At 69.8% G+C, this 25,404-nt stretch carries 22 protein-coding genes and 4 pseudogenes; 12 read left to right on the forward strand and 14 right to left on the reverse strand.

Translation table 11 applies throughout. From position 1 onward, the window contains the following. The first annotated feature begins 73 nt into the window (after positions 1-73). The 6 genes and pseudogenes from ABZ861_RS15890 (at position 74) to ABZ861_RS15915 (ending at position 4,689) form a co-directional block, all read left to right on the forward strand. The gene (locus ABZ861_RS15890; RefSeq protein WP_361629843.1) at positions 74-1,258 is read left to right on the forward strand and encodes a cystathionine gamma-lyase; all 1,185 of its coding nucleotides are present in this window, start codon (positions 74-76) and stop codon (positions 1,256-1,258) included. A 246-nt stretch (positions 1,259-1,504) separates the two neighbouring features. Continuing rightward, complete coding sequence (locus tag ABZ861_RS15895) at positions 1,505-2,407, forward strand: LysR family transcriptional regulator (protein WP_361629846.1); 903 nt, start codon at positions 1,505-1,507, stop codon at positions 2,405-2,407. Positions 2,408-2,496: 89 nt separating this feature from the next. Next, positions 2,497-2,979 (forward strand): NUDIX hydrolase, encoded by a 483-nt coding sequence (locus tag ABZ861_RS15900; protein WP_361629849.1) that lies wholly within the window; start codon positions 2,497-2,499, stop codon positions 2,977-2,979. A 258-nt stretch (positions 2,980-3,237) separates the two neighbouring features. Continuing rightward, complete coding sequence (locus ABZ861_RS15905) at positions 3,238-4,032, forward strand: GNAT family N-acetyltransferase (protein WP_361629852.1); 795 nt, start codon at positions 3,238-3,240, stop codon at positions 4,030-4,032. Between the two features lie 67 nt (positions 4,033-4,099). Beyond that, positions 4,100-4,201: pseudogene (locus tag ABZ861_RS15910) on the forward strand (MarR family transcriptional regulator); the annotation flags it as partial. Positions 4,202-4,236: 35 nt separating this feature from the next. Next, positions 4,237-4,689 (forward strand): GNAT family N-acetyltransferase, encoded by a 453-nt coding sequence (locus tag ABZ861_RS15915; protein WP_361629855.1) that lies wholly within the window; start codon positions 4,237-4,239, stop codon positions 4,687-4,689. A gap of 136 nt (positions 4,690-4,825) precedes the next feature. Here the strand turns inward: ABZ861_RS15915 and ABZ861_RS15920 are convergent, their stop codons facing one another. Both ABZ861_RS15920 and ABZ861_RS15925 read right to left on the reverse strand, forming a co-directional pair. After that, on the reverse strand, positions 4,826-6,220 hold the full coding sequence (locus ABZ861_RS15920; RefSeq protein WP_361629858.1) for a serine hydrolase domain-containing protein: 1,395 nt from the start codon (positions 6,218-6,220) through the stop codon (positions 4,826-4,828). Positions 6,221-6,439: 219 nt separating this feature from the next. After that, positions 6,440-7,204, reverse strand: a complete 765-nt coding sequence (locus ABZ861_RS15925) for an SDR family oxidoreductase (protein WP_361629861.1) — start codon at positions 7,202-7,204, stop codon at positions 6,440-6,442. A gap of 88 nt (positions 7,205-7,292) precedes the next feature. Between ABZ861_RS15925 and ABZ861_RS15930 the strand changes: the two genes are divergently transcribed. Both ABZ861_RS15930 and ABZ861_RS15935 read left to right on the forward strand, forming a co-directional pair. After that, positions 7,293-7,664 (forward strand): helix-turn-helix domain-containing protein, encoded by a 372-nt coding sequence (locus ABZ861_RS15930; RefSeq protein WP_361629960.1) that lies wholly within the window; start codon positions 7,293-7,295, stop codon positions 7,662-7,664. A gap of 733 nt (positions 7,665-8,397) precedes the next feature. After that, complete coding sequence (locus tag ABZ861_RS15935; protein WP_361629864.1) at positions 8,398-9,639, forward strand: hypothetical protein; 1,242 nt, start codon at positions 8,398-8,400, stop codon at positions 9,637-9,639. 570 nt (positions 9,640-10,209) lie between these two features. Here ABZ861_RS15935 and ABZ861_RS15940 read toward each other — a convergent pair. The 8 genes and pseudogenes from ABZ861_RS15940 to dnaB all read right to left on the reverse strand — a co-directional run bounded on the left by ABZ861_RS15940 (position 10,210) and on the right by dnaB (position 18,402). Beyond that, positions 10,210-11,088, reverse strand: coding sequence for a hypothetical protein (locus ABZ861_RS15940; protein ID WP_361629867.1), 879 nt, complete (start codon positions 11,086-11,088; stop codon positions 10,210-10,212). Continuing rightward, positions 11,081-13,126 carry a LysR family transcriptional regulator gene (locus ABZ861_RS15945; protein WP_361629963.1) on the reverse strand — a complete coding sequence of 682 codons (2,046 nt, stop codon included), beginning with the start codon at positions 13,124-13,126 and terminating at the stop codon, positions 11,081-11,083. The genes ABZ861_RS15940 and ABZ861_RS15945 overlap by 8 nt, the downstream gene beginning before the upstream one ends. A 258-nt stretch (positions 13,127-13,384) precedes the next feature. Continuing rightward, positions 13,385-13,519 (reverse strand): annotated as a pseudogene (locus ABZ861_RS15950) (hypothetical protein); the annotation flags it as partial. Continuing rightward, the gene (locus ABZ861_RS15955; protein ID WP_361629966.1) at positions 13,516-13,686 is read right to left on the reverse strand and encodes a hypothetical protein; all 171 of its coding nucleotides are present in this window, start codon (positions 13,684-13,686) and stop codon (positions 13,516-13,518) included. The gene ABZ861_RS15955 and the pseudogene ABZ861_RS15950, both read right to left, overlap by 4 nt. Before the next feature lie 86 nt (positions 13,687-13,772). Continuing rightward, positions 13,773-14,072 (reverse strand): hypothetical protein, encoded by a 300-nt coding sequence (locus tag ABZ861_RS15960; protein ID WP_361629870.1) that lies wholly within the window; start codon positions 14,070-14,072, stop codon positions 13,773-13,775. A 190-nt stretch (positions 14,073-14,262) separates the two neighbouring features. Next, positions 14,263-14,889: pseudogene (locus ABZ861_RS15965) on the reverse strand (ATP-binding protein); the annotation flags it as partial. After that, positions 14,886-16,824, reverse strand: a pseudogene (locus tag ABZ861_RS15970) (helix-turn-helix domain-containing protein); the annotation flags it as partial. The pseudogenes ABZ861_RS15965 and ABZ861_RS15970, both read right to left, overlap by 4 nt. Before the next feature lie 99 nt (positions 16,825-16,923). Further along, positions 16,924-18,402 (reverse strand): replicative DNA helicase, encoded by a 1,479-nt coding sequence (dnaB, locus tag ABZ861_RS15975; RefSeq protein WP_361629873.1) that lies wholly within the window; start codon positions 18,400-18,402, stop codon positions 16,924-16,926. 460 nt (positions 18,403-18,862) lie between these two features. Here dnaB and ABZ861_RS15980 point away from each other — a divergent pair, with 460 nt between their 5' ends. Then, on the forward strand, positions 18,863-20,200 hold the full coding sequence (locus ABZ861_RS15980; RefSeq protein WP_361629876.1) for an MATE family efflux transporter: 1,338 nt from the start codon (positions 18,863-18,865) through the stop codon (positions 20,198-20,200). A gap of 204 nt (positions 20,201-20,404) precedes the next feature. On the opposite strand, the gene rplI is transcribed toward ABZ861_RS15980, so the two are convergent. From rplI to rpsF, 4 genes are all read right to left on the reverse strand, one after another. Then, positions 20,405-20,851: a 50S ribosomal protein L9 gene (gene rplI, locus ABZ861_RS15985; RefSeq protein ID WP_361629879.1), complete on the reverse strand. Its 447-nt coding sequence runs from the start codon at positions 20,849-20,851 to the stop codon at positions 20,405-20,407. 18 nt (positions 20,852-20,869) lie between these two features. Then, positions 20,870-21,106, reverse strand: a complete 237-nt coding sequence (gene rpsR, locus ABZ861_RS15990; RefSeq protein ID WP_003949403.1) for a 30S ribosomal protein S18 — start codon at positions 21,104-21,106, stop codon at positions 20,870-20,872. Positions 21,107-21,180: 74 nt separating this feature from the next. Beyond that, positions 21,181-21,768 (reverse strand): single-stranded DNA-binding protein, encoded by a 588-nt coding sequence (locus ABZ861_RS15995; RefSeq protein ID WP_361629882.1) that lies wholly within the window; start codon positions 21,766-21,768, stop codon positions 21,181-21,183. Between the two features lie 76 nt (positions 21,769-21,844). Beyond that, positions 21,845-22,135: a 30S ribosomal protein S6 gene (gene rpsF / locus ABZ861_RS16000; protein ID WP_361629885.1), complete on the reverse strand. Its 291-nt coding sequence runs from the start codon at positions 22,133-22,135 to the stop codon at positions 21,845-21,847. Between the two features lie 323 nt (positions 22,136-22,458). On the opposite strand from rpsF, the gene ABZ861_RS16005 reads away from it, so the two are divergent. The 3 genes from ABZ861_RS16005 (at position 22,459) to ABZ861_RS16015 (ending at position 25,333) form a co-directional block, all read left to right on the forward strand. Further along, positions 22,459-22,788, forward strand: a complete 330-nt coding sequence (locus ABZ861_RS16005) for a hypothetical protein (RefSeq protein WP_361629888.1) — start codon at positions 22,459-22,461, stop codon at positions 22,786-22,788. Between the two features lie 216 nt (positions 22,789-23,004). Beyond that, positions 23,005-24,126 carry a peptidoglycan bridge formation glycyltransferase FemX gene (gene femX, locus ABZ861_RS16010; protein ID WP_361629891.1) on the forward strand — a complete coding sequence of 374 codons (1,122 nt, stop codon included), beginning with the start codon at positions 23,005-23,007 and terminating at the stop codon, positions 24,124-24,126. 175 nt (positions 24,127-24,301) lie between these two features. Next, positions 24,302-25,333: an alanine racemase gene (locus ABZ861_RS16015; protein ID WP_361629894.1), complete on the forward strand. Its 1,032-nt coding sequence runs from the start codon at positions 24,302-24,304 to the stop codon at positions 25,331-25,333. Positions 25,334-25,404: the final 71 nt, after the last annotated feature.

The raw sequence follows: 25,404 nt of genomic DNA on the forward strand, positions 1-25,404 counted from the left end.
GTCCTGAGAGGGTGGGGGCAGCGAGCCCGGCCCGACGGCCGCGGCGCCCGAGCACGAGAAGGGACGGGGCGGCATGAACGACTCCGCTGAGAACGGCGCCCCCGGCGCACCGGCGGCGACGGCACGGTCGGCGCCTCCGGCCGGCGACGGCACGCGCGCGGTCCGGGCCGGGCTGCCCGAACCGGTGAAGCACGAACCGACGCTGCCCGGCCCGGTGTTCGCCGCCCACTTCCACCTGCCCGGCGACCCGACGGGCCCGTACGCCTACGGCCGCGACGAGAACCCGACCTGGACGCTGCTGGAGCGCGCCATCGGCGAACTCGAAGCCCCCGGGCGGGACGGGGCCGAGACACTGGTGTTCGCCTCCGGCATGGCCGCCGTCTCCTCGGTGCTGTTCTCCCAGCTCCGCACCGGGGACGCGGTGGTCCTGCCCAGCGACGGCTACCAGGCGCTGCCCCTGGTGCGCGACCAACTGGAGGCGTACGGCATCGAGGTGCGCACCGCCCCGACCGGCGGGGACGCCCAGCTCGACGTGCTGGACGGCGCCCGGCTGCTGTGGATCGAGTCCCCGTCGAACCCCGGGCTCGACGTGTGCGACATCCGGCGCCTGGCACAGGCCGCACACGCGCGCGGCGCCCTGGTCGCCGTCGACAACACTCTGGCGACGCCGCTGGGGCAGCGCCCCCTGGAGCTGGGCGCGGACTTCTCGGTGGCCAGCGGCACCAAGCAGCTCACCGGGCACGGCGACCTCCTGCTGGGCTACGTCGCCGGCCGGGACGCCGGGGCCATGGCGGCCGTGCGCCGCTGGCGCAAGATCGTGGGGGCGATTCCCGGACCGATGGAGGCATGGCTCGCGCACCGTTCGATCGCCACGCTCCAGCTCCGCGTCGACCGGCAGAACGCCACCGCGCTGGCCCTCGCCGAGGCGCTGCGCGGACGCGCCGACGTCACCGGCCTGCGCTACCCGGGACTGCCCGACGACCCCTCGCACCCGATCGCCTCCCGGCAGATGCGGCGTTACGGGTGCGTGGTCTCCTTCACGCTGCCCACGCGCGAGCGGGCCGACGGCTTCCTCGGCACCCTGCGCCTCGTGGACGACGCGACGAGCTTCGGCGGGGTGCGCTCCACAGCGGAGCGGCGCGGCCGCTGGGGCGGGGACGCGGTGCCGGAAGGCTTCGTGCGGATGTCCGTCGGCGCCGAGGACCCCGCTGACCTGGTGGCGGACGTGCTGCGCGCGCTGGACGCGTCGGCCTGCTGACCGGCGCCGCCCGGACCGGCCCCCGGGTCGCCTCCCCCAGGCCGACCGCTCGGCAGGACGGCGGTCCGAGCCTCCCCCCTCGTGGCTCGGACCGCCTTCGGTTCCGCGAGCCAAGAACCGCGCGCACCAGGCTAGTTGACTGCCTGTCAGTGTCCAATCACAGTAGCGACAGAGACCTATCGCCATATTTATGGTGGGGCGCTGCCGGGGGGCCGGGCAGAAGAGGGCCGCGAGGGGAGGGCGAGCGTGGACCTGGCGTTGCTGCGCACATTCGTCACCGTGCACCGGGCGGGTTCCTTCACCAGGGCGGCGGCTCTGCTGGGCCTCTCCCAGCCGGCCGTCACCTCCCAGATCCGCACGCTGGAGCGACAGCTCGGCCGACCCCTGTTCCTGCGCCAGGCACGCGGCGTGACCCCGACCTCCATCGGCGAGGAACTCGCCCACAAGGCCGCCCCGCATCTGGACGCCCTGGTGGAGATCGCCGAGGCGGGACTCGACGACGAAGCCTTCCGGACGCTGCACCTGGCCGGACCGCCCGAGTTCACCGCGGAACGGGCGCTGCCCGCGCTGACCCGACTGACCAGGGACCCCGGGCACGATTTCGCCGTTCGCGCCGCCTTCGGCACCACCGAAGAGGTGCTGGAGGGCCTGTCCGCCGGGCATCACGATCTGGCCATCACCACGGCCCGGCCGCGCGGCGCGCTGTTCTCGGTAGCTCCGCTGTGCGACGAGGAGCACGTCCTGGCCGCCGCTCCTCACTGGGCCGACGCGATCGGCCCGGTGCAGGCGGGCCCCCGGGGCGTCACCGCGCTGGCGGGCGTTCCTCTGGTCGAGGTCCACGAGTCGCTGCCCTTCGTCTCCCGCTACTGGGCCTCCGTCTTCGAGTGCCGGCCGACCGTGTCCGGCGCCGTGATCGCCCCTGATCTGCGTGCGGTCCTCGCCTGCGCGGCCGCGGGAGCGGGGCTGGCGGTGCTGCCCCGCTACCTGTGCGCCTCCGCCGTAGCCCGGGGAGACGTGGTGGCCCTGCACGAACCGGCGGTGCCGCCCCTGCGCACTTATTTCCTGGTGGTGCGCACCGGCACGCTGGCGCTGCCGCACGTGGCCCGCGCGCATGAGTGGCTGTTGCGTGCGAGCGCTGACTGGAGTTGAGGCTCCGGGAGAGGGGATGTCACCCAGAGCGCTGAGATGACGACGTTTCGCGATGTTTCACGTGGAACAGGCTGGGCCACATTTCTCCCATGACCGTCCGACCCGTGGTCAAGCGCACCGCACGAGCCGTTCTCCTCGACGGCGACGACCTGATCCTGATCAAGCGCACTAAGCCCGGCGTCGACCCCTACTGGGTCACTCCCGGAGGCGGAGTCGAGCCGGAGGACACCACCGTGGCCGACGCCCTCCATCGCGAGGTGCACGAGGAACTCGGCGCCAAGATCACCGACGTGGTGCCCTGCTTCGTCGACACCGTGGAGCACATCGGCGAGGACGGCGGCGCGACCGGCGTGAAGGTGCAGCACTTCTTCGTGTGCCGCCTGGAGTCGATGGACTTGTCCCAGCGGCACGGCCCCGAGGTGGAGGCGCCCGCTGGCGAGTACGAGATCGTACGAGTCCCGTTCACCCGGGTCGGCATCGCCTCCGTGCACCTCGTCCCGTTGTCGCTGCGGCACTTCTTGGACGGCAATATCGAGGGCGTCCGCGCCCTGCACGCGCCCGACCTCGGCTGACGGGCCCGGCGTTTCACGTGAAACGCCGGGTGGCTGAGCCCACGGCGCTCCAGCGGCCCGACCCAGGGGACGGAAACGCTCCAGCGGCCCGCCTCAAGGGACGGAAGCGCTGCCCTGCCGGGCCGGAAGGGCGTGCGCGGCTGCCAAAAGCAGTGGACGCGGGCGGCGGCTGGCGGCCAACCTGACCGGCGTGCCGATCTCCCCGCCGCTCTGCCCATCCGTCGCCTGACGACCGGCGACCTCACCGCATGCGCCGACTTGTCCGAGGACCGGGGGTGGCCGCGCGAGGAGCACAAGTGGGGCCTCCTGCTCGCCTCCGGGACGGGATACGGCATCGACGACCCCGACGGCGGCCTCGTCGCCGCCTGCGTCGTCACCGCGTACGGACCCCAGGACCGACCCGACCTCGGCGCCATCGGCATGGTCCTGGTCGCCGAACGCCACGCCCGCCGCGGCGTCGGCCGCCGTTTGATGCGCCACGTCACCGCAGCGATGGGGACCACTCCGCTGACGCTGCACGCCACTGCGTACGGGCGCCCGCTCTACGAGGAACTCGGATTCGAGACCGTCGGCCGGGCGGAGATGGTTCGGGGCCGCTTCACCCCGGAGGGATCTCCGTCCTCCGTCGCCACACGGGCGGCCACCTCGGAAGACCTCCCCGCCATCCTCCGGCTCGACGAGGAGGTGTTCGGCGCCGATCGCACCTTGCTCCTCGTCCGGCTGCCCGCGTTCGCGGACCAGGTACGGGTCGCCGAGGACGCCGAGGGGATCACCGGGTACGCGGCGGCTTGGCCGAACATGGACACCCACGTGGTGGGCCCTCTCATCGCCCGGGACACCGAGACGGCCAAGGCCCTCGTCACCGACCTCGCCGCCCGCACCGACCGCGCCCTGCGCACCGACGTCGACGTACGGCACGAGGAGCTGCTGGACTGGCTGAAGCGGCGCGGACTGGCCTCCGTCGCCCACAACGCGGTCATGACCCAGGGCATCGCGGAGCTTCCCGGTGACTGGCGCCGCCGGTTCGCTCCGCTGACCGTCGCGGCGGGGTGAGCGTCACACGAGCGCTACCACCGCGGTGACGCCGAAGGCGTGGTCCTGCTCCGGCGCCGCAGCTCCCGACGCCGCCCTGCGCGAGGCTCCCGACGTCGCCGCCGAGAACCCTAAGCTGGTACCGCTGGTCTGGGCCGTCGAGTCGCTGCACGCGCCCGTCCCGGCGTGATCCGGCGGGGCAGGCGTCCTCGATAGGGTGCGGGAATGGGAGAGCTTGACATACGCCCGGCCGAGGCCGACGACGTCCCGGCCATCGTCGCCATGCTGGCGGACGACCCGCTGGGGGCGCAGCGCGAGTCGCCGGACGACCTGACCCCGTACCTGGCCGCGCTGGAACGGCTCGCCGCGGACCCGAACCAGCACCTCATGGTGGCGGTGCGCGCCGACCGGGTCATCGGAACGCTTCAGCTCACGATCATCCCGGGTCTGTCCCGGCGCGGCGCCACCCGTTCGATCGTCGAAGCCGTCCGCGTCCACGCCGACGAGCGGGGCAGCGGACTGGGCACGCAGCTCATCGAGTGGGCCGTCGACGAGTCCCGGCGTCAAGGGTGCGGCCTGGTGCAGCTCACCTCGGACGCCTCCCGCACCGACGCCCACCGCTTTTACGAAAGACTCGGCTTCGAGGCGTCCCACGTGGGCTTCAAGCTGAGTCTCTGAGACTCGGGCTCACGCGCCGAGGGACTAGGGCGCACGCTGCGTACGCCGGGCCTCATGACCGTCGCCGGGGGCTGTTTCACGTGAAACAGCCCCCCTCGGCGGGGCGATGTCGTCGCCTCCCGGAACGGGCAGGGACCTACGGCCGCCGCTCGATCCCCCGCCAGCCCTCCTGATCCACGCCGCCGGGCACCGCGGACTGCTCGTCGTACGGCTGCCGCGTGAACACGAACGATCCGAGGTCGAGGTGGTCCACGGAGCCGTCGTCCCGCCGCACGGGCCGCAGCAGCTCTCCGGCGTAGTACCCCTCCAGCCCCGTCCAGGTGCCGTCGCCGTTCGGCCGGAACCGTGAACGCCGACCGGAGCCGGACAGCGGCTCCAGGGACGCGAACCCGTCGGCGGTCAGCCGCAGACCGAAGCCCTGCGTGCCCCAGTACCACGGTCCGGCCAGCTCCAGCACCGACGGATCGACCTCCCGCAGCGGCCGCCAGGGCTCCGGAATCCGCGGTTCGGCGTCGGCGACGATCCGCACGAGATCGGCGCCCACCGCTGCCACCGGCACGCCGGAGGTGCAGTTGGCCAGCACGACGGCGGCCACGTCGTCGTCCACGGCGAGGGTGAGGGAGGCGACGAAACCCGGCAGCGACCCGCCGTGGCCCACCAGCAGTCGTTCGCCCGAGCGGCGCAGCTCCAGGCCCAGACCGTAGGCGTACCCCGCCGCCACGTCCGCCGGCTCCTGCGGGGCCGCCGGAGTCCGCATCTCCCGCAGTGAACCGGCGCTGAGCACGCGGTCGTCCCCCTCGGTGAGGAAGGCCGCGAACCGGGCCAGGTCCCCGGTCGTGGACCACAGTTGCCCCGCGGGCGCCATCCGGCCGAGGTCCTCGGCCGGCTCGGGCAGCAGCACGTCGGCCCAGGGGTGCACCGCCCAGCCGCCGGCGTGGGGGGCTCGGGGCCGCGTGCCGGTCCGCGTCAGCCGCAGAGGTTCGAGCACTTCTTGCTGGAGAACGGCCTCCCACGCGGCGCCGCGCAGCCTCTCGACCAGAGCGCCCAGCACGGTATAGCCGGGATTGGAGTAGTGGAAGCGACGGCCGACCGGATGCCGTAGCGGCTTCTCCCCCAGGACGTCGGAGAGTTCGGGGCGCAGGGTCCCGGGGGTGCGCTCCCACCAGGGCGCGGGCGACTCCGCGGCCAGACCGCCGGTGTGCGCCAGCAGGTCGGCGATCGTGGCCTCTCCCGCGCCGGTGCCCGGCAGATGCTTCTCCAGGGGGTCGCCGAGATCGAGCACGCCCTCATCGCGTAGCCGCATGACGAGCACGGCGGTGAAGGTCTTGGTGATCGAGCCGATGCGGTACTGCGTGTCCTCGTCCGGCGCGTGACCGTCCACCGACGTCCGCGCACCGTGCCAGACGGCCCGGCCGCCACGGACCACCGCTGCGGCGAGGGACGGCGCCCGCCCCTCGGACTGGGCCACGGCGATGCGGTGCCGAAGGGCCCGGCGCGTGCCGGGGAGCAGATCATCCTCAGGTGTCGTCATGCCCCCAGTCCATCCGATCCGCACACCCGCGTCGAGCAGCTTTCCCCGCACGCGTGAAGCAGGGAAAGCCCTCCGCCCGAGGCGGCCACCGCATCGAAGGTCCGGCGGACACGAGCGCGCTCCCGGTTCCTGAGCTGTGGCGGACCGCCGACGCCGTCCGTCATCGGCTCCCAGTGCGCGGGAGACGAAGCTGGCGTCCGAGGAGATTCACGCGAGCCGTCAGAGAGTGGGGAGCATGCCTCCGTCGACCGAAACGGTGATGCCGGTGAGGTAGGAGGCGCGGGGGGAAGCGAGGAAGGCGATCAGCTCCGCGGCTTCTTCGGGCCGTCCGGGGCGGCCGAGCGGGGCGGCGAGGCGCTGGTGCAGCTCCTTGCGGAGGGCGTCCGGGTCGCGGCCGCTGTCCGCCGCCGCCTTGCGCAGGATTGCTTCCGCCGCGTCGGTCTCGATGAGTCCGGGCATGACCGCGGTGACGCGCACGCCGTGGGGTCCGCAGGCGGGTGCGAGGCTCTTGCTGTAGGCGTTGAGGGCGGCCTTGGCCGCGGCGTAGGGGAAGCCGTTGGGCTGGGGGTAGCGGGCGGCGTTCGACGACACGTGACGAAGGATGTCGGTGCAGCGACGGATGTTGGCCCGCTCGGCGTCGACGTCGAGCAGCGCGGGCACCACCTCCTGGGTCCAGGAGTGTGCGGCGATCTCGTGACCCGCCTCGTGCGCGGCCATGACGGTCTCGGGGTGCCGCTCGGCCACCAGTCCGTTGACGCCGACGGTGGCGGGCAGGTCGCCGAGGACGTCGAGCAGCCGCCCGATGCCGGTGGTGACGCCGTGGTCCGCCCAGGAGGCGCTGTGCGTGTCGTCGACGCCGGACAGCGGCCACACCGCGGCCATCGGCGCGTAGGCGGGCCAGTGCCCCGGTGACCACAGCTCCAACGCGACGGTGACCAGCGCAACGACCTTCCGCCCGCCCGGCCATCGGATCTCTGCCCTCATGCGGTTCCCCCGTTCGGTAGCTTCCGCCGTGGACGCTGGTGAGGCGGTAGGTACCTCCGGGTTCCTGGCGGCGGGCTACCGTCGGGGCATCCGTGAGTACTCCGGCAGCGTCTTCCTCGCCGACTGCCCGGCTCGGCTGGCGATCGAGATCATCGCCGACAAGTGGGCGGTGGTCGTGCTGTTCGCGTTGAGCCGGGAACCGTGCAGGCACGGCGAGTTGGTCGACCTGATCGGCGGAATCTCGCGGAAAGTGCTGACCCAGACGCTGCGTCGGTTGCAGGGGTACGGCCTGGTCGACCGCCGCTGCGAGGCCGGGAGGATCGCTTACGTGCTGACGGACTTTGGCCGGACGCTGGCGCAGCCGATCGCCGTGCTGACGGGGTGGGCTCACGAGCACGGCGCGGCCGTGGTGACATTCCGGGAGTCCGAAACGGACCAGGTTCACTCGGCCTCCCCCTGACCGCCCGCCACCGCCGTCTAAGCGCGGACGGTGCCTGGCGGGGGATGCGGGCGACAGTTGACGACGGATGACTGGCCGATCGGCGCGACGCCGGACCAGAAGCACCGTCACCCGGAGGGGTGAAGGCTTCGGCCGGGGAGTCTCACCACGCCGACATGTCTCACGATGTGTCGGCAGGCGGCTGTCTCAGACCGGTGTCTTTTCCTCAGGCTGTCCAGCAGGCTGCAACGCGGCCCGGGGTGTCACGAACCTTCATTGGCAACCATCCGTTCCACCCACTCACCCATCTTCACTGCCCGCTCGATACGGCTGACGATGTCCTTCAATGCCGAGGTTCACTTCCCCAGTAGCCATCGCTGGAGTGCGACGATCTTCACCCTCGCCGAGGTGGACCGACTGATGAGGAGATGGGAGGGGATCGGAGAAGCGGCAGCAGGCCGCTGCTTCCGGTAGTCAGACGCGCTGATCGTTCGAGTTGAGCAACTGATCGCGTGAGTGACCGCCGGTCTGCCGACCGGCGCGGTCCAGCCGTCGCCGGCACCGCCGACGATATGGCGAGTCGACACTTCGGCTGATCAGTGCAGCGCAGGTTGCACACGAACATCCCGAGCGTCGTCGCCGACAAGCGCCTGCGGGACTACGGACGGGTTGATCAGCCCATAATCGGAGTCAGTGCCGAGCGAACCGGCGCATCGTACCCGCCCGGGTGCACTCACCGCGATCGGAGAGCATCGTGAAGAACAGCGCGTTGTGGCGAGTGGTCGACAACGAGAGTGGTAACCAGTCCATCGTCAGCACGCCCTCCGAGGCGGTCGCGTTCGTCAACAGCCGGTTCGACACCGATGACGACGACGACCCGTTCAGCATCACCAAGGTCGGCCCTCTCCTTCCGAAGCCGCTCGGGGTCATCACCCCATGGGCGACCAAGAAGGACGACGAGCGAACCGACGGGCGTACTGCGCCGATCATCATCAGGCCGGTTGTGACGGATGACGCCATCGAGTGCGATGATGTCGTGCTCTGGGGCGACGTGTATGTCTCGTGGGACCATGACATGTACACCATCGCAGGGCCGGATGGCTCCGAGTACAGCGAGGCTGACAGCGCGGCCGAGTTGAGCGAGATCCTCGACGAGTACGCCGGCGACTACGAGTATGTGCCTGAAGGGTCTGACAGCCACACGCGGCCGAACCCGCGAGAGTTGATCCGCTACGGCGCCCATGAGTGTGCCGACCGGTTCGGGCACCTTGACGACGACGCACTGCTGTGGCTTGCTGCCACCCGCATCACGCTCACCCTGTGGCGCAACACACCCGTCGAGAACTGGCACGCTGGGAAGAGTCCGCTGCACGACGGCACGATGATGAGGATCAACGCGGCAACCACCCGGATCGTGCGCTCGATGCTGTCGTTCGACCATGTCGACTGGATCGCTGTCGGTCTCGCGATCGTCAACCCGTCTCGGGTTCTACCGACCGGGCAGTCCGTGCTCGAACTCGGGCTGGCCTGCCACAACCCTGACGACCCGGCGCACGAGGTTGATCCGCGAGAAGAGCTCGCGGAGATGGCACAGGACGCGATCGGTTGGGGTCGAACGTACCGCCTTCGCGAGAAGGAGTTCGGCCTGCGAACGCTGATCGAATTTTTCTGCGCGTTCGACAACGGCTGGTTCGGAGCACCGAGTTGGGGGCGCATCGTCGATCGGTTCCTTACGGCTGTCGACGACCGGGAGAATGCGCACTGGCGCATGCACCAGGACGAGCCTTGGTTCGACGAGTGGTTCACCAACCGCCCGGCCGACATTGCGGACACCACGGAATTTCGTCGGCTGCTCCATGCCGGGCCCGACCTGCTGTCCGAGGAGGCCGCCGAATGGTGCGTGCAAGGTGCCATCGGCTACGTCTGCCAGGACGACCACGCGAACGGCTGCCCACGATGCGGTATCCCACTGGCAACGGAGTCCCCCAACGAGTGAACGTGGGCACCAGCGTAGAAAAGCAGCAATAGAGCCTTGCCAAATCTAGGGCTCGACATACCCTCTCTACCGACCTCAACGGCCTAGTTCACCGGCGGGCTGGTCCACGAAATCCTCCTCTCCTTGTCGAGAGCGAAGCCGTCCCGCTCCAAGCGGATCCTGATGTCGACGAGCCACTTCGGTGTGCCATGGTCGTTCGGGTTTCGGTATGCACGGATGAAGTCCTCGAAACCAAGAGGGCACGCCGAACGTGAGTCGGGTCAGACCAGTCCACACCCTCTGCATACATCATGAACTCGGTCCGCCGAGCACCTGAATCCTGGTACTTCAGCTCATCTGGGGGTACAGGCGCGAACCCGTGGTCCTCCCATAGCTCAGCCACGATTCGGATGGTCAGGTCCGTGGCCAGAGAGCGGAAGGCGTTCCGGGTTGCGGGGCTCACCAGCTCCCGCCGTACAGTGACGGTTATGCTCTGACGATAGGGAGTACACCCCGACACCGTCACGGCCTTTTCCCAACAACGTCTACTCACCCGTTGAGGATCCCTCAGCCCCACGAGCAGTGCAGGCTTCAGACATTGGCTCCTGAATCCTCCTCGTCGTTCAAGTCGTACGGCGGGATGGTCCATCGCAGCACCATCTCGCCCGTCTCGTCGGCTTCGAGCGTGACTGGATAGACCTGGCCAGCTTCTCGCTCACCGTGGTGTCTCATCGAGTGGTCGCCTTGGTCCCATTCAATGCCGAGCACCTGGCTGCCGCTAACATCGATCGCGCCGACGCGGAGCGGGTGGTGCCATCCGGCCCGCCGGAAGCGGTGGTAGTCGGTGTGCTTGTCGATCGAGACCATGAGGCCCCTGCCGTGGAGGCGGTCGCACCAAGCGGTGAGTGCAGCCGCGTGCGCGGCTGCCTCGGCCAGCGGGAGGTCGAGCCACCCGTACGGTCCGGCGACGCCGTACTGCGCAATCCGCTCTCCACCGAACTCGGCGTGTGCGTCTTCCGCATACCGGCCCCAAAAGGTGACATCGGCTAGCCCGTTGGCCGGCTCGTCGTTCATCCCCGTCCAGGCGTCCAACACCACAGCATCGCCGATGACCATGCCGCACCGGTCGACGGGCAGGTCCCCGATCCGCACCGGTCCCGACCGGTCCGCTGCCTCAGGCCACGTGCGACCGAGGCTGATCTCCAGGGTGGCGATCGTCGGCTCCTCATCGAACGGGGATGGTGAGGTGCTCGCCCTGACCTTCAACGGCCGGTCATCATCCGCCGGGATGGCGACTGCCTCGCACAACCACTCACGAAGATGTCCTCCCCCCGACGACGCGGCCGTCCTGGCCCGCTCCGACAGGGGCTGCCCCAATTCCCGCCAGTAGTCGATCCACCCGGCCATGCCGAGGACCAGCACACCGGACGGCACATTGACGGTTCCAAGGTCGACGACGGTCTCAGACATGCACTGATTGTGCCTTCCCAGTACGACAGGCCTCATTACGAGGTGCTGGCGTCCCTCGCCGATGCCTCCGAGCTGCGGCGACGACCTCCTCGCCAACCGGTATCAGCCTCATCGGGCGTCCGCGCTCGGCGCGCTCATACAGGGGGTGTCCGAGGTCTCGTTCTAGGCGGCTGATCTGGGTCACGAGCGCCGATTGCTTGACCCCGAGGGCTTCGGCGGCCTCGCGCATCGTCGGATAGGAGGCGGCTGCCACAAAGCGGTCCAGTCGTTGCCACGCGTAGGGACTGGTGAGGGCCATCCGCAGGATGGGTGGCAGCGTGGCGGTCGTGTCGGTGACCCTGAGGGCGGCGTTGTGGCTTCCCCCACCGCGTGGCCGGAGCGGGATTTCGTGGGTGTGTGCCCACCTGGTCATGTTCGCGATGCTCATTCCTTTCTCGCGGGCGAGGTCGGGCAGGGTCCGCTGGTGGAGGACGTATTGCTCGAAGAGCCAGGCGCGGTCGACGTCGCCACATCGTTTGTAGTCCTGCGGTCCGTTGCGGAGGGGGATGCCGTATGCACGGACGAGGCCGGTCAGGACGCCGCGGGAGAAGCCGGTGAGGGCGGCGATCTGCTTCAACGAGCGGTGTTCGCCGAGGTAGAAACGGGCGAAGGTCTCTTTCGGCAGTACCCGGCGGGCTTGGAACCGGATGCGGCCAGTAGCTCTGGCGATGCTTATCGTCAGCGGGGCTGCGGGGGCTGGGTGTTCGTCGAGGAGGTGCCGGACGGCCTCGACGGTTGTTCCCAGGACTTGGGCGGCGTGCTGAGCGGGGTGCTGGCGTTCTCGGACGAGCTGGTGCAGGCGGAGCAGGTCGATGTGCGCCGGATCCGGTCCGGGTAGGGAGAGGCCGGCCAGCAAGGCGATGGGCGGTTGCCAGGTCACGGGCTCGTCGTGGATGTGACGCGAGGCCAGGAAGTCGAAGGCTTCCTGATGGAGGGCGTGGGCGAGTTCGGGAGTCTGGAGTGCGGTGCGCCTCATGGAGGCTGCCCGGAACCCTGGGCTGTCGAGCCCGCCCAGGTCGTCTGGGACGGCCTCGGCGGGCAGGCCGCTGAGTCTGCGGAAGAGCTGGCTGCGGGCCATGCGTTCGCGTTGGTCGGCTCCTGGCGGTGTTCCCGTGTGGCGGCAGATCTCCAGCCAGCGGTCGTGGGGAAGCAGGCCGGTGTAGTCAAGGATTCGGCGCCGGTCGTAGTCGATGGGGATGTTGTCGGCGTCGAGGTGGTCGGTGAGCCGGGTCAGTGCGGTGACGATGTGCGGCCACTGCGGAAGATCATCGAGTTCCTGGAGAAGGCGCGAGATCTCGATGCCGTCAGTGACGCCGCCGGCCAGGACCGCGGCCTGGTCCAGGGAGAGACGGCCGTCGGGGGCCAGCAGCAGGGCGGCGAGGACGGGGGCCAGGGTGCGTGCGTAGATTCCGTCGGGTGGTGCGAGGCAGATCGCCCATGCGGGCCAGAAGAGCGTGGGGACCTTCCTAGAGCGTTGCTCAATGGCCTGCGTGGTCATGGTCGGCCGTCGCGGCGACCGGGTCGTAGTGCGGTAGCGGAGGTACTCGCTGGGCCTCAGGGACGGGGCCAGCGCGGCCAGATGCACGGACTGCAGCACCGGGCTGATGCCCCGGCCCCAGTCGTCAATGCTGGTCGCCGAGATCTGCGCGAGCTCGTCACGCACTGCTTCCAGCAAGCCGCGCAGGGCCTCGCCGGCCGGGTGGATTCCGGGCCTCTGCAGGATGTTCAGGGCACAGGTGATCGCGACCGCGGTGTCTACGGCCTGCGGTGGGGCCATGAAGCCAGGACGGTCTGCCACCTGCCCGGCACCCGCGGGCCCCTGGGCGAGATATGCCGCCGTGATGTCTTCGGGGAGCCACTTCCCCAGAGCTCGGGCGGGGAGGTCTGCCAGGAACCGGATGCCCAGTGCCCTGATGTCGGCCAAGACGGCGACCGTCGGCTGCGGGTTAGCTGCATAGGGGCCGAAGGAAGCCGTCGTGTGGTCGATAGCGGCCAGCACTTGGTCCTGCGCAGCGAGAACGGGGTGCTCGGGAGGCAGGTGGAGTGTCGCAACACGGCGAAGGTCACTCCCGCATCCGGCGGTGACCGGGCCGCCAGGCCGGGTCGGCGGGTTGCCGCACAGCGCCGGCTGCGGGACGGAACCGCCCGAGCAGGGCCGCTGCCTGGGAACCCTTTCGCAGTCGGGGCAACAGTCGGCCAGTAGCCTGCGGTGGCGGGTGCAGACGAAGGAGAACCCGAGCCGCCATGACAGCGGCCAGCGGCCGTCGTTGTCCTCCAGGCAGTCCGGGCAGAACCGGGACCCCCGTCCGCGGCCCCAGAGGACATGCCGCGACACGAGCCGTCCGCCCGCGCCCGTCCGCAGAGCCCTTCCCTCGAAGTGGGCCAGCGTCATTGCGGTGACCGCCTGCGTGCTGTGCCGGTCGCGTGCGCGACGGAAGCGGTCGACCGCTCGTCGAGGAAGATCGTCCAGTCGGCCGGGATGCCGTCGTGCTGGTTTCCGGCCCGCTGGCGCACGGGGAAGCCCAAGTGCAGCAGGACATCGCCGAGTGCGGTGTCCATCCGCCGGGCTGTCGCTTCCAGCCAGGAGTCCAAGGCCTCGCCTGGCAGCGGGGGAAACCGGATCGGTAGCGTGCGGTCCGGCGCCCTCATACGGCTCGTCGGTTTCCGGAGCGCGGGCGGCTGGTCAGCTTCCTCTTCTCCAGTGCGGCCTGGAGTTCGAGACGGGCCGCCTCGGATGCTTCGTCGTTCCTCACCTGGTCCATCAGCTCCTGGTCCAGCCGTTCGGCACCGGTGCGGACCGCCCGCTGGCAGCCACGGTTGATCAGCGTCATCAGCGAGCCGATGTGCCCGGTGCTGCGTGCGAAGAGGTAGTCCGACAGGTCGTCCGCGAGCATGCCGGGGTGCTTGTCCACGAGCACGATGCGCTGTTCGAGGGCCAGCAGCATCTGCCGCCACTCTCGGCGCCCGGCCTCCGCCTCGATGGTGAACGGGCGAAGCCCCAGGCGGGTGGTGCGGCGGCCGGTCTGGGCCAGCGGTGCCGCGCCCGTTCGCGCCTTCGCCGAACAGGCCCTTCTCCGCGAGCTCGACCCCCACCATCAGCAGTGTCACCGGGAACTCGTTGGCGATCCTCTTCAGGTGGTTGCTCACCTCGATGCCGCTCCTGTGCCCCCACTTTAGGAAGTGCAGATCGTCCAAGACCACCAAGCGGACTTCACACGACAGCACGCAGTCCAGCACCCGCCGTCCGAACTGCGCGGTGGTGCCCCGCCCATGCCCGGGGTGACCGAAGAACTCCAGCATGGCCCGGTTGAGGTCCTTCATCCCGGTGTTCCCGGTCAGCCCGACCCGGCAGACGGGGATCCTCTCGTGTCCCTGGCCTGTGAACGATCCCGACTCCTCGATCTCCCGCCGATGGAAGTCGCGGGCGAAGGCCAGTACCGAGGTCGTCTTGCCGAGCCCCGGGAACGCGTCGACGGCAACCGCCCCTTTGGCCTTGTCGCCGTCCTGCTCGTTACTGTCGACGATGTCCCACAAGTCCTCTTGGAGCTCTGCCAGTTGCGGTGTCTTGACGGGTCCGATGTTCGCGTGCCACGTCCGGCGCTGCCGGTCGCAGTCCGCCCGCTCCTGTGCAGCCAGGGCCTTCAACTGCTTGCGGGTCAGCAGGTCGGGTCGGCTGCGGCGGGGACTCTCGGCGAACACCTTGAAGTCCTCCTTCCGCGACAGGGCGAGATTGGCAGGTCCCGGAACACCGTCTTCGCTCACACGTCCTCCAGCGCATCGGTGTAGAAGTCGTCTTCTGCGGCGAGGTCCTCCAGATCGGCCTCGTCGTCGTCCCGCGTGTCCGCGACCGCCTCGGACTCCTGCGGTTGCGCGGCCTCCTCGTCCTGGCCAAGGGCCCTGCGTACGGACGGCAGCGAGACGACCGCCTCCTCTCGCCTCCGGGAAGCTCGATGGCGGCCTGCTCGCGCGAGAGTCGCAGGGCCATGCGCCGCTCGGCGATCGTGGTACCCAGCCCGAGGTTCCACCGCTGAAGCAGATCCGCGACGGCGAGGCGGTCGTCGGGAAGCGGTACTACGAGGCAGCCAATCTGCGGGCGAACACCAACGCGTCCTCGCTCAGCGGCATCTCGGCCGACGGCGCGTGCTCCCAGACCAGCGTGTGCCAGGACCCGGTGGCCGGATCGCGGAAGTAGATCCGGGTGATGTCGTCAGGATCCACCTGGAACGGCCAGCCGTTCTTCACCGGCGCGTCGTAAGGACTGCGGATGCCCGGCCCCGGCAGGCCCTGGCCGCGATAACGGCGCCGACGGATCTCCACGCCGTAGTGCTGGACCGTGCGCCACTCGGTCTTCAAGAACTCGAAGGCCAGGTCCCGGTCGCGGGGTGCTTCGATGTAGCCCGCCCGCGCCATGCCGTGCTCGAACATCTTCGCCGGGGACATCCGCAGGCCCGGAAGCCCTGGATCGACCAGACTAGAGTGCGGCCTGCAGTGATAGACCGTCGCGGTCCACTCCCGGATGATCGCCTCCAACTCGCCGAGGAAGAAGAACGCGTCGTCCTCCGGGCTCTCGCCCCGCGAGTGGATATCGGGCCCCTTGTAGCCGGGCAGCACCTGCAGCAGCCCTTCCCGCAGGGTCCGGAAGTAGCGCTCCACCGGCCCCTTGTCGCGGCCCGTCCGCAGGCGGGCCGGCTGGATGGAGATGCCCATCCGGCGGCAGACGCTGGTCAGATGTTCTGAGACGTAGACCTTGCCGTGGTCGACTACCAGCGTCTCGAGAACAAGGGGCGGCGAGGCCAGCCCCGGCCCGGTGGCTCCCTCGACATCGACCAGGACGGTGCGGGGAATGCAGTGCTCGGGCCAGACCGCGTGCCGCGGCCAGTCCCGCCCCGCCGGCCTCGGCCGAAACGACTGGAACAGCGCAGCGCTGACATCCACCGCCTTCGTCGAGACCGGCGTGAGCCGGATCCCCGTGATACAGCGGGTGTACCAGTCCATCCCGACGCTCAACTCGGCCTGCACCCACTTGAGCGTCAGCGGATCGAACGCGAAGACGTCCAGGCGCGTGGAGTCCATCACCGGGTACTCACCCGGTCGCGTCGGCCGCAGCTTCCCGTACGCGCCCCCCGGCCGGCCAGCGATGTCCCGGTTGCGCTTCGTACTCAGCCGGAACAGCGGATGCTGCCACTCAAGCTCCTCCATCAGCCGAAACGCCGTCGCCCGACTCGGCTGCGGTACCACTCCCTCACCGAATCGCGCGATCACCCTGGCCCGGGTCCGCTCGATCACCATCGTCCGCGACGGCCGCGACTGATCGGTGTGCTCGACCATCACCTCCACCGCGGTCTCCGCCCACCGGTCATCGACCGCGGTCTGCGACCGCCCCGAACGCGTCCTCCCTGGTGCAAGGCCAGCTTCGCCGTGCTGGAGAAATCCTGCTACCCAGCGCTCGATAGTGCGGACCGTCACGCCAAGTTCCGCCGCCTTCCTCCCTTCCATCGGTGCCGCTGCAGCGTAGGCGGCCTTCGGCTCATCCCTGGTCGCCAACTCCTCACTGCCGGAGCGGTATCCAGTCAGCACCTCGCGGACGTGCCCCGCCCGCTCCAGGACCTTCTGCCTCTCCTCCGCACCAAGCTGCCCGAGGACCACGGAAGCGATCTCGCCTTGGTCGCGTGCGGACGGTCCCGGGCCGTCAGGACTGCAGTGATCTGCGAATCTCAGCTAGGCGTCGGATCCGGCTTCCATCCGACATCGACCGTGAGATTCCGACATGAAATCTGAGACCCTACAACGCCCTGATCAGGTCTGCGCCATGTCCACGAAGCGCGAGTAGTGGCCCTGGAAGGCGACTGTGATCGTGGCGGTCGGGCCGTTTCGGTGCTTGGCGACGATCAGGTCGGCCTCGCCGGCGCGGGGCGACTCCTTCTCGTAGGCGTCCTCGCGGTGCAGCAGGATGACCATGTCGGCGTCCTGCTCGATGGAGCCGGACTCGCGCAGGTCGGAGACCATCGGCTTCTTGTCGGTGCGCTGTTCGGGGCCGCGGTTGAGCTGGGAGAGCGCGATGACCGGGAGCTCCAGCTCCTTGGCCAGCAGCTTGAGGTTACGGGACATGTCCGAGACCTCCTGCTGGCGGCTCTCGGCCCGCTTGGAGCCGCCGGACTGCATGAGCTGGAGGTAGTCGATGACGACCAGCTTGAGGTCGTTGCGCTGCTTCAGGCGCCGGCACTTGGCGCGGATCTCCATCATCGACAGATTCGGGGAGTCGTCGATGTACAGCGGCGCCGCCGAGACGTCCGGCATGCGGCGGGCCAGCCGCGTCCAGTCCTCGTCGGTCATGGTGCCCGAGCGCATGTGGTGCAGCGCGACGCGGGCCTCGGCGGACAGCAGGCGCATCGCGATCTCGTTGCGGCCCATCTCCAGCGAGAAGACCACGCTCGGCAGATTGTTCTTGATCGACGCCGCGCGCGCGAAGTCCAGCGCGAGCGTCGACTTGCCCATCGCGGGACGGGCGGCGATGACGATCATCTGGCCCGGGTGCAGGCCGTTGGTCAGCGAGTCGAAGTCGGTGAACCCGGTGGGCACACCGGTCATCTCGCCGCTGCGCGAGCCGATGGCCTCGATCTCGTCGAGAGCGCCCTCCATGATGTCGCCCAGCGGCAGGTAGTCCTCGCTGGTGCGCTGCTCGGTGACCGCGTAGATCTCGGCCTGGGCGCGGTTGACGATCTCGTCGACGTCGTCGTCGGCCGCGTATCCCATCTGCGTGATCCGCGTGCCCGCCTCGACCAGGCGGCGCAGGACCGCGCGCTCGTGCACGATCGCCGCGTAGTACGCGGCGTTGGCCGCCGTGGGGACGGTCTGCACGAGGGAGTGCAGGTACGAGGCCCCGCCGACCCGGTTGATCTCGCCGCGCTTGGTCAGCTCGGCGGCGATGGTGATGGGGTCGGCCGGCTCGCCCTTGGCGTAGACGTCCAGGACTGCCTGGTAGATCGTCTCGTGTGCGGGCTTGTAGAAGTCGTGGCCCTTGAGGACCTCGACGACGTCGGCGATGGCGTCCTTGGACAGGAGCATGCCGCCGAGGACGGACTGCTCCGCGTCGAGGTCCTGGGGCGGGACCCGCTCGAAGGACGAGCCGCCGCCGTCCCACTTGCCGTCGTCCTGGCCGCGGTCGTGCTGCTCGTCACGGCCCCGGCCGTGGTCGGGGCGGCGCCGGGACGCGGGAAGGCGGTCCCCGGGTCCGCTGTCGGCCCACGGGTCGTCCAAGGGCTCGGAAATGCTCACCGAGCGACCTCCTCCCGTCCGCCGAGCGGACCTCGCCGTGCTCGTCATTTCTACGGCACGGCACTGACACATCGAGCAGCCCGACTCCGCTTCCGGCGCGTCGTTCTCCGACCGTTCGCCAGCAGGCGAACGGAGCGGGACGCCGGACCACGGTAGGCCCCCGGGCACCGTCAGCCAATCTGGTTATCCACAGGCCATGTGGACGACCGACCCGGTTCTGTGGAGAACTCGCCGAAACCTGTGCACGACCCGGTGGACAGCACTGTGAACAAGTCCTCCCCTTTTTTGTGAAGGCCGCTCTGAGCTGCGGTTTTCCCGTCCACCGGCTGTGCAGAAGAAAAACTTTCCGACTCGGGCCAAGATCCCTTCGAACGGTGCGCACAAGTGCGCAGGACACAACGTCAAGTAAGAGTCTCAAGTGTTTTGCGTCTCTTACCTGTGGACGATTAGATTGAAGCCCATGACACAGGCCCCCGCGCCCCGCACAAGCGCCCGGCACCGGCACGACCGAGAGATCGTCGCGCTGGCCGTCCCGGCCTTCGGGGCACTCGTCGCCGAGCCCCTCTTCGTGATGGCCGACAGTGCGATCGTCGGCCACCTGGGCACGGCGCAGCTCGCGGGACTCGGTGTCGCCTCGGCCCTGCTCACGACCGCCGTCAGCGTCTTCGTGTTCCTCGCCTACGCCACCACAGCCGCCGTCGCCCGGCGCGTGGGCGCGGGCGACCGCCGGGCCGCCATCCGCCAGGGCATGGACGGCATCTGGCTGGCGCTGCTGCTCGGCGCCGCCGTCATCGCGGTAGTGCTGCCCGCCGCCCCGGCCCTTGTGGACCTCTTCGGCGCCTCGCACACGGCCGCTCCGTATGCGACGACCTACCTGCGGATCTCCGCCCTGGGGATCCCGGCCATGCTCGTCGTGCTCGCCGCCACCGGCGTGCTGCGCGGACTCCAGGACACGCGGACGCCGCTCGCCGTGGCCGTCGCGGGCTTCGTCGCCAACGCCGCCCTCAACGCGGGCCTCGTCTACGGCGCCCGGCTCGGCATCGCCGGCTCCGCCTGGGGAACCGTCATCGCCCAGTGCGGGATGGCCGCCGTCTACCTCGTCGTCGTGGTGCGCGGCGCCCGCGGGCACGGGGCGTCTCTGCGCCCGGACGCCGCCGGGATCAGAGCATCGGCCCAGGCCGGAGTGCCCCTGCTCATCCGCACGCTCTCCCTGCGCGCGGTCCTGATGATCGCCACGGCGGTCGCGGCCCGCCTCGGAGACGCCGAGATGGCCGCCCATCAGATCGTCCTGTCCCTGTGGAGCCTGCTCGCCTTCGCGCTCGACGCCTTCGCGATCGCCGGGCAGGCCATCATCGGCCGCTTCCTGGGCGCCGAGGACGCCGAAGGGGCCCGGAACGTCTGCCGCCGCATGGTCCAGTGGGGCATCGCGGTGGGCGCGGTGCTCGGCCTGCTGGTCATCGTGGGGCGCCCGGTGCTCCTGCCCCTGTTCACCGGCGACTCCGCCGTGAAGGCCACCGCCCTCCCCGCACTGCTGGTGGTGGCGCTCTCCCAGCCCGTCTGCGGAGTCGTCTTCATCCTCGACGGCGTGCTGATGGGCGCGGGCGACGGCCCCTACCTCGCCGGCGCCATGCTGGTCACCCTCGCGGTCTTCGCCCCGGCCGCGCTCATGGTGCCGCTCCTCGGCGGGGGACTCACCGCGCTGTGGGGAGCGATGGCACTGATGATGCTCGTGCGCATGCTCACGCTGTGGCTGCGGGCCCGCTCGGGCCGCTGGCTGGTGACCGGCGCCACGCGCTGAGCCGAAGGGCACGCCGAGCTGAGCGTGCATCCCGAACTGAGGGCGAGTGCCGAGCCGAGCGTGCGTGCCGAGCCGAGCGCGCCCAGCAGGAGGACACGCGTCCGCCTCGAGCCGCCGCACGTTTCACGTGAAACGTGGCGCGCAGAAGGGCCGCACCCCAGTGGAGTGCGGCCCTCTGCTAGCCGATGCGGCCGAGTACGGCGATCAGCCCGCGACGACCTCGACGGCGACCTTGGCCGCGACCTCGGGGTGCAGACGCACGGACGTCTCGTGGGCGCCCAGGGTCTTGATCGGCGCGCCCAGCTCGATGCGGCGCTTGTCGACCTCGGGACCGCCGGCGGCCTTGATCGCGGAAGCGACGTCGGCCGGGGTGACGGAACCGAAGAGACGACCGGCGTCGCCGGAGCGAACGGCCAGGCGGACCTTCACGCCCTCGAGCTGGGCCTTGATCTGGTTGGCCTGCTCGATGGTCTGGATCTCGTGGATCTTGCGAGCACGACGGATCTGCTCGACGTCCTTCTCGCCGCCCTTGGTCCAGCGGATGGCGAACTTCCGCGGGATCAGGTAGTTGCGAGCGTAACCGTCCTTGACGTCGACGACCTCGCCCGCGGCGCCGAGGCCGGAGACCTCGTGGGTCAGGATGATCTTCATGAATGGCTCACCCTTCCCTTATCGCGCGGTGGAGGTGTAGGGCAGCAGCGCCATCTCACGGCTGTTCTTGACTGCCGTGGCGACGTCACGCTGGTGCTGCGTGCAGTTGCCGGTCACGCGGCGGGCACGGATCTTGCCGCGGTCGGAAATGAACTTCCGCAGCATGTTCGTGTCCTTGTAGTCCACGTACGTGACCTTGTCCTTGCAGAATGCGCAGACCTTCTTCTTAGGCTTGCGCACAGGCGGCTTCGCCATGATGTTTCTCCTGTGTGATCAAGAAGTGGGGTGCGGCCCGCCTTCGCCCGGACCGGGGGAACCGGTCCCCGGGACTAGAAGGGGGGCTCGTCCGAGTAGCCGCCACCGCCGCCAGAGTTGCCGGAGCCGCCGCCCCAACCGCCGCCGCCCTGGTTGCCACCGGCGGGAGCGCCGGTCGCCCACGGGTCGTCGGCGGGAGCGCCGCCGCCCTGCTGGCCGCCGCCGGAGCCGCCGCCCCAGCCGCCACCGCCCTGGCCGCCACCGCCGCCGTAACCGCCCTGGCCGCCGCGAGCGCCGCCGGAGGACTTGGTGACCTTGGCGGTGGCGCTGCGCAGGCTGGCGCCGACCTCGTCGACGTCCAGCTCGTAGACCGTGCGCTTGACGCCCTCACGGTCCTCGTAGGACCGCTGCTTCAGCCGGCCCTGCACGATGACGCGCATGCCTCGCTGGAGCGACTCGGCGACGTTCTCCGCCGCCTGGCGCCAGACCGAGCAGGTCAGGAAGAGGCTTTCGCCGTCCTTCCACTCGTTCGTCTGGCGATCGAAGGTGCGGGGCGTGGACGCGACGCGGAACTTCGCGACCGCCGCACCGGAGGGGGTGAAGCGCAGCTCGGGGTCGTCGACAAGATTGCCGATGACCGTGATGACGGTCTCGCCTGCCATGGGGTACCTCTCGGCGGGTTTGCTGCTGGCTGCTGGTGTTGCTTCTCGGTTCCCGAGGCCGGCTGAGCGGGAGGGCTCAGTGGGTCTCGGGGCGGAGGACCTTGGTCCGGAGGACCGACTCGTTCAGGTTCATCTGGCGGTCGAGCTCCTTGACGACCGCAGGCACGGCCTGGAGGTCGATGACCGAGTAGATGCCCTCGGGCTTCTTCTTGATCTCGTACGAGAGACGACGACGGCCCCAGGTGTCGACCTTCTCGACCTTTCCGCCGCCGTCACGGACGACAGAGAGGAAGTTCTCGATCAGCGGGGAGACAGAGCGCTCCTCGAGATCGGGGTCGAGGATGACCATCACCTCGTAGTGACGCATGTGGAACCCACCTCCTTTGGACTCAGCGGCCACGGTCGTTCCGTGGCAGGAGGGTTGCGATGCGTGCGCAATCGTGCTGACCGGTTCAGTGAATCAGCCGGCACTGACAATCGGGGTCGGCCTAAGGCCGCACCGGATGGTCGCCAAGCCGCCACCGGACCGTCGCCAGGTTGGACCGGCTTCAGTCGGGGCAGACACGAGTGCAGACGGTACACACTACCCGCACCCCGGCTTCCGGTTGAAATCGGGTCGCAGGACCCGGCAGTCTGGACACCTCGGGTGTGCACGGCGCTACCATGCGCCGCCTTTCGCAGGAGGTGCCCATGGCACAGACGATGCGACCGAACACCGCCGCGAGCGGCAGCAGCGGCCTCTTCGCCACCGACGGCAAACGCCACCTTCTCCAGGAGACCCTTCTCGCGGTGACTCTGGTGCTGGGCGTGCTGGCGTTCGTCACCGGCCTGTTCTTCCACGGCCTGCATCTGCTGAGCTCCTGGACGGGGCTGGCCGGCATCGCCACTGGCGCGTACGGCCAGTGGATCTCCGTGACCACCCGCGAGCGCTTCGGGCTGATCCTCGGCCTGGGCGCCTCCGCGATCGGCTTCTTCCTCGGGATGGCCCACGGCGGCCTCTTCGGCGGCCTCGTCATGTGACGCCGCCGGGCACACCGGCCGTTCCCGTACCGGACGGCGCCCGCGGAGGCCGGCGGGCGCCGTCCGGGACGCCCGGGGAGCGACCCCGCCCCCCTACGGCCCGCGGCGCCGGCCGCGTACGGCCAGAGTGCGCGCTCCCCGGGGCGCAGTAGGCTTCGGCGCGAGAGCCGGAGCCCCTGAACCCATGGGGACACGCCAGCCCGAGGAGCGCCCCGAATGAGCCTGACCCTGAGGACCATCAGTCGCGAGCAGCATCTGGCCTACATCCAGAGCCTGCCGGCGGCGAGTCACATGCAGGTCCCGGCGTGGGCGGACGTGAAGGCGGAGTGGCGCTCGGAGAACCTGGGCTGGTTCGACGAGCGCACCGGCGAACTGGTCGGCGCCGGCCTCGTGCTGTACCGGCAGCTTCCCAAGATCAAGCGCTACCTCGCCTACCTGCCCGAGGGCCCGGTCATCAACTGGTACGCGCCGAACCTCGACGACTGGCTCCAGCCGATGCTGGCGCACCTGAAGCAGCAGGGCGCCTTCTCGGTGAAGATGGGGCCGCCTGTGGTGATCCGGCGCTGGAGCGCCGAGACCATCAAGAAGGGCATCCAGGACGCGGACGTCAAGCGGCTGCGCGATCTGGAGGCCGACTTCATCGAGCCCCGGGCCTTCGAGGTCGCCGACAAACTGCGCCGGATGGGCTGGCAGCAGGGCGAGGACGGCGGCGCGGGCTTCGGCGACGTCCAGCCCCGCTACGTCTTCCAGGTGCCGCTGGCCAACCGCTCTCTGGAGGAAGTGCACAAGAACTTCAACCAGTTGTGGCGCCGCAACATCAAGAAGGCCGAGAAGGCGGGCGTCGAGGTCGTCCAGGGCGGCTACCACGACCTGGGAGAGTGGCAGCGGCTGTACGAGATCACGGCGGTCCGCGACCACTTCCGGCCCCGCCCGCAGTCGTACTTCGAGCGCATGTGGACGGCCCTCAACAGCGAGGACCCCAACCGCATGCGGCTGTACTTCGCCCGGCACAACGGCGTGAACCTGGCCGCGGCGACGATGCTGGTGGTCGGCGGCCACGTCTGGTATTCCTACGGCGCCTCCGACAACATCGGCCGCGAGGTCCGGCCGTCCAACGCGATGCAGTGGCGAATGCTGCGCGACGCCTACGCCCTCGGCGCGACGGTCTACGACCTGCGCGGCATCTCCGACTCGCTGGACGAGACCGACCACCTCTTCGGCCTGATCCAGTTCAAGGTCGGCACCGGCGGACAGGCCGCGGAGTACCTCGGCGAGTGGGACTTCCCGCTGAACAAGCTGCTCCACAAGGCGCTCGACATCTACATGTCCCGTCGCTGACCCGGCGTTCCTCGTCCGTCGGCCGCATCGTCCCTTCCCGGCCCTCTCGTCCGCTCGGTCTCTCGTCTCCTCTTGTCCCTCTGATCCCTCTCATTCGTCCGGTCTCCGCTGAGACATCGTCGACCATCCCCTACTCCTGCGACACGCAGACACCAGAAAGGTCTCAGGTCCGGCCATGGCGCTCACGCTTTACGTCGACACCGCGCGCTGGCGGGCGCATCACAAGCACGTGCAGGAGCAGTTCCCGGGCCTGGTCCCGGTCTGCAAGGGCAACGGCTACGGCTTCGGCCACGAGCGGCTGGCGGAGGAGGCGACCCGGCTGGGCTCGGACGTCCTCGCCGTGGGCACGACGTACGAGGCCGCGCGGATCAAGGACTGGTTCGGCGGTGACCTGCTGGTGCTGACGCCCTACCGGCGCGGCGAGGAGCCGGTGCCGCTGCCCGACCGGGTGATCCGCTCGGTGTCGTCGGTCGACGGGGTGTACGGCCTGGTCGGGGCGCGTGTCGTCATCGAGGTGATGTCCTCGATGAAGCGACACGGCGTCAGCGAGCAGGACCTTCCGCACCTGCACGCCGCGATCGAGAACGTGCGGCTGGAGGGCTTCGCCATCCACCTGCCGCTGGACCGCACCGACGGCTCGGACGCCGTCGAGGAGGTCATCGGCTGGATGGACCGGCTGCGTGCGGCACGGCTGCCGCTGCACACGCTGTTCGTCAGCCATCTCAAGGCGGACGAACTGGCCCGGCTCCGGCAGCAGTTCCCGCAGACCCGGTTCCGCGCCCGCATCGGCACGCGGCTGTGGCTCGGGGACCACGAGGCCACCGAGTACCGGGGCGCCGTCCTGGACGTCACCCGCGTGTCCAAGGGCGACCGCTTCGGCTACCGCCAGCAGAAGGCCGCCTCCGACGGCTTCCTGGTGGTCGTGGCGGGCGGCACGTCGCACGGAGTGGGGCTGGAGGCGCCCAAGGCGCTGCACGGCGTCATGCCGCGCGCCAAGGGGGTCGCCCGCGCCGGCCTCGCCACGGTGAACCGCAACCTGTCGCCGTTCGTCTGGGACGGACGGCAGCGCTGGTTCGCCGAGCCGCCGCACATGCAGGTCTCCATCCTGTTCGTGCCCTCGGACGCCGAGGAGCCGAGGGTCGGCGACGAGCTGGTGGCCCATCTGCGGCACACCACCACGCAGTTCGACCGCATCATGGACCGCTGAGCGGGCACGACGACCGCTGATCACGCGAGAGGCGGCGCCCGGGGTATCCCGGGCGCCGCCTCTCGCTCGCG

Source organism: Streptomyces sp. NPDC046985 (assembly GCF_040644415.1).
Lineage (GTDB): Bacteria > Actinomycetota > Actinomycetes > Streptomycetales > Streptomycetaceae > Streptomyces.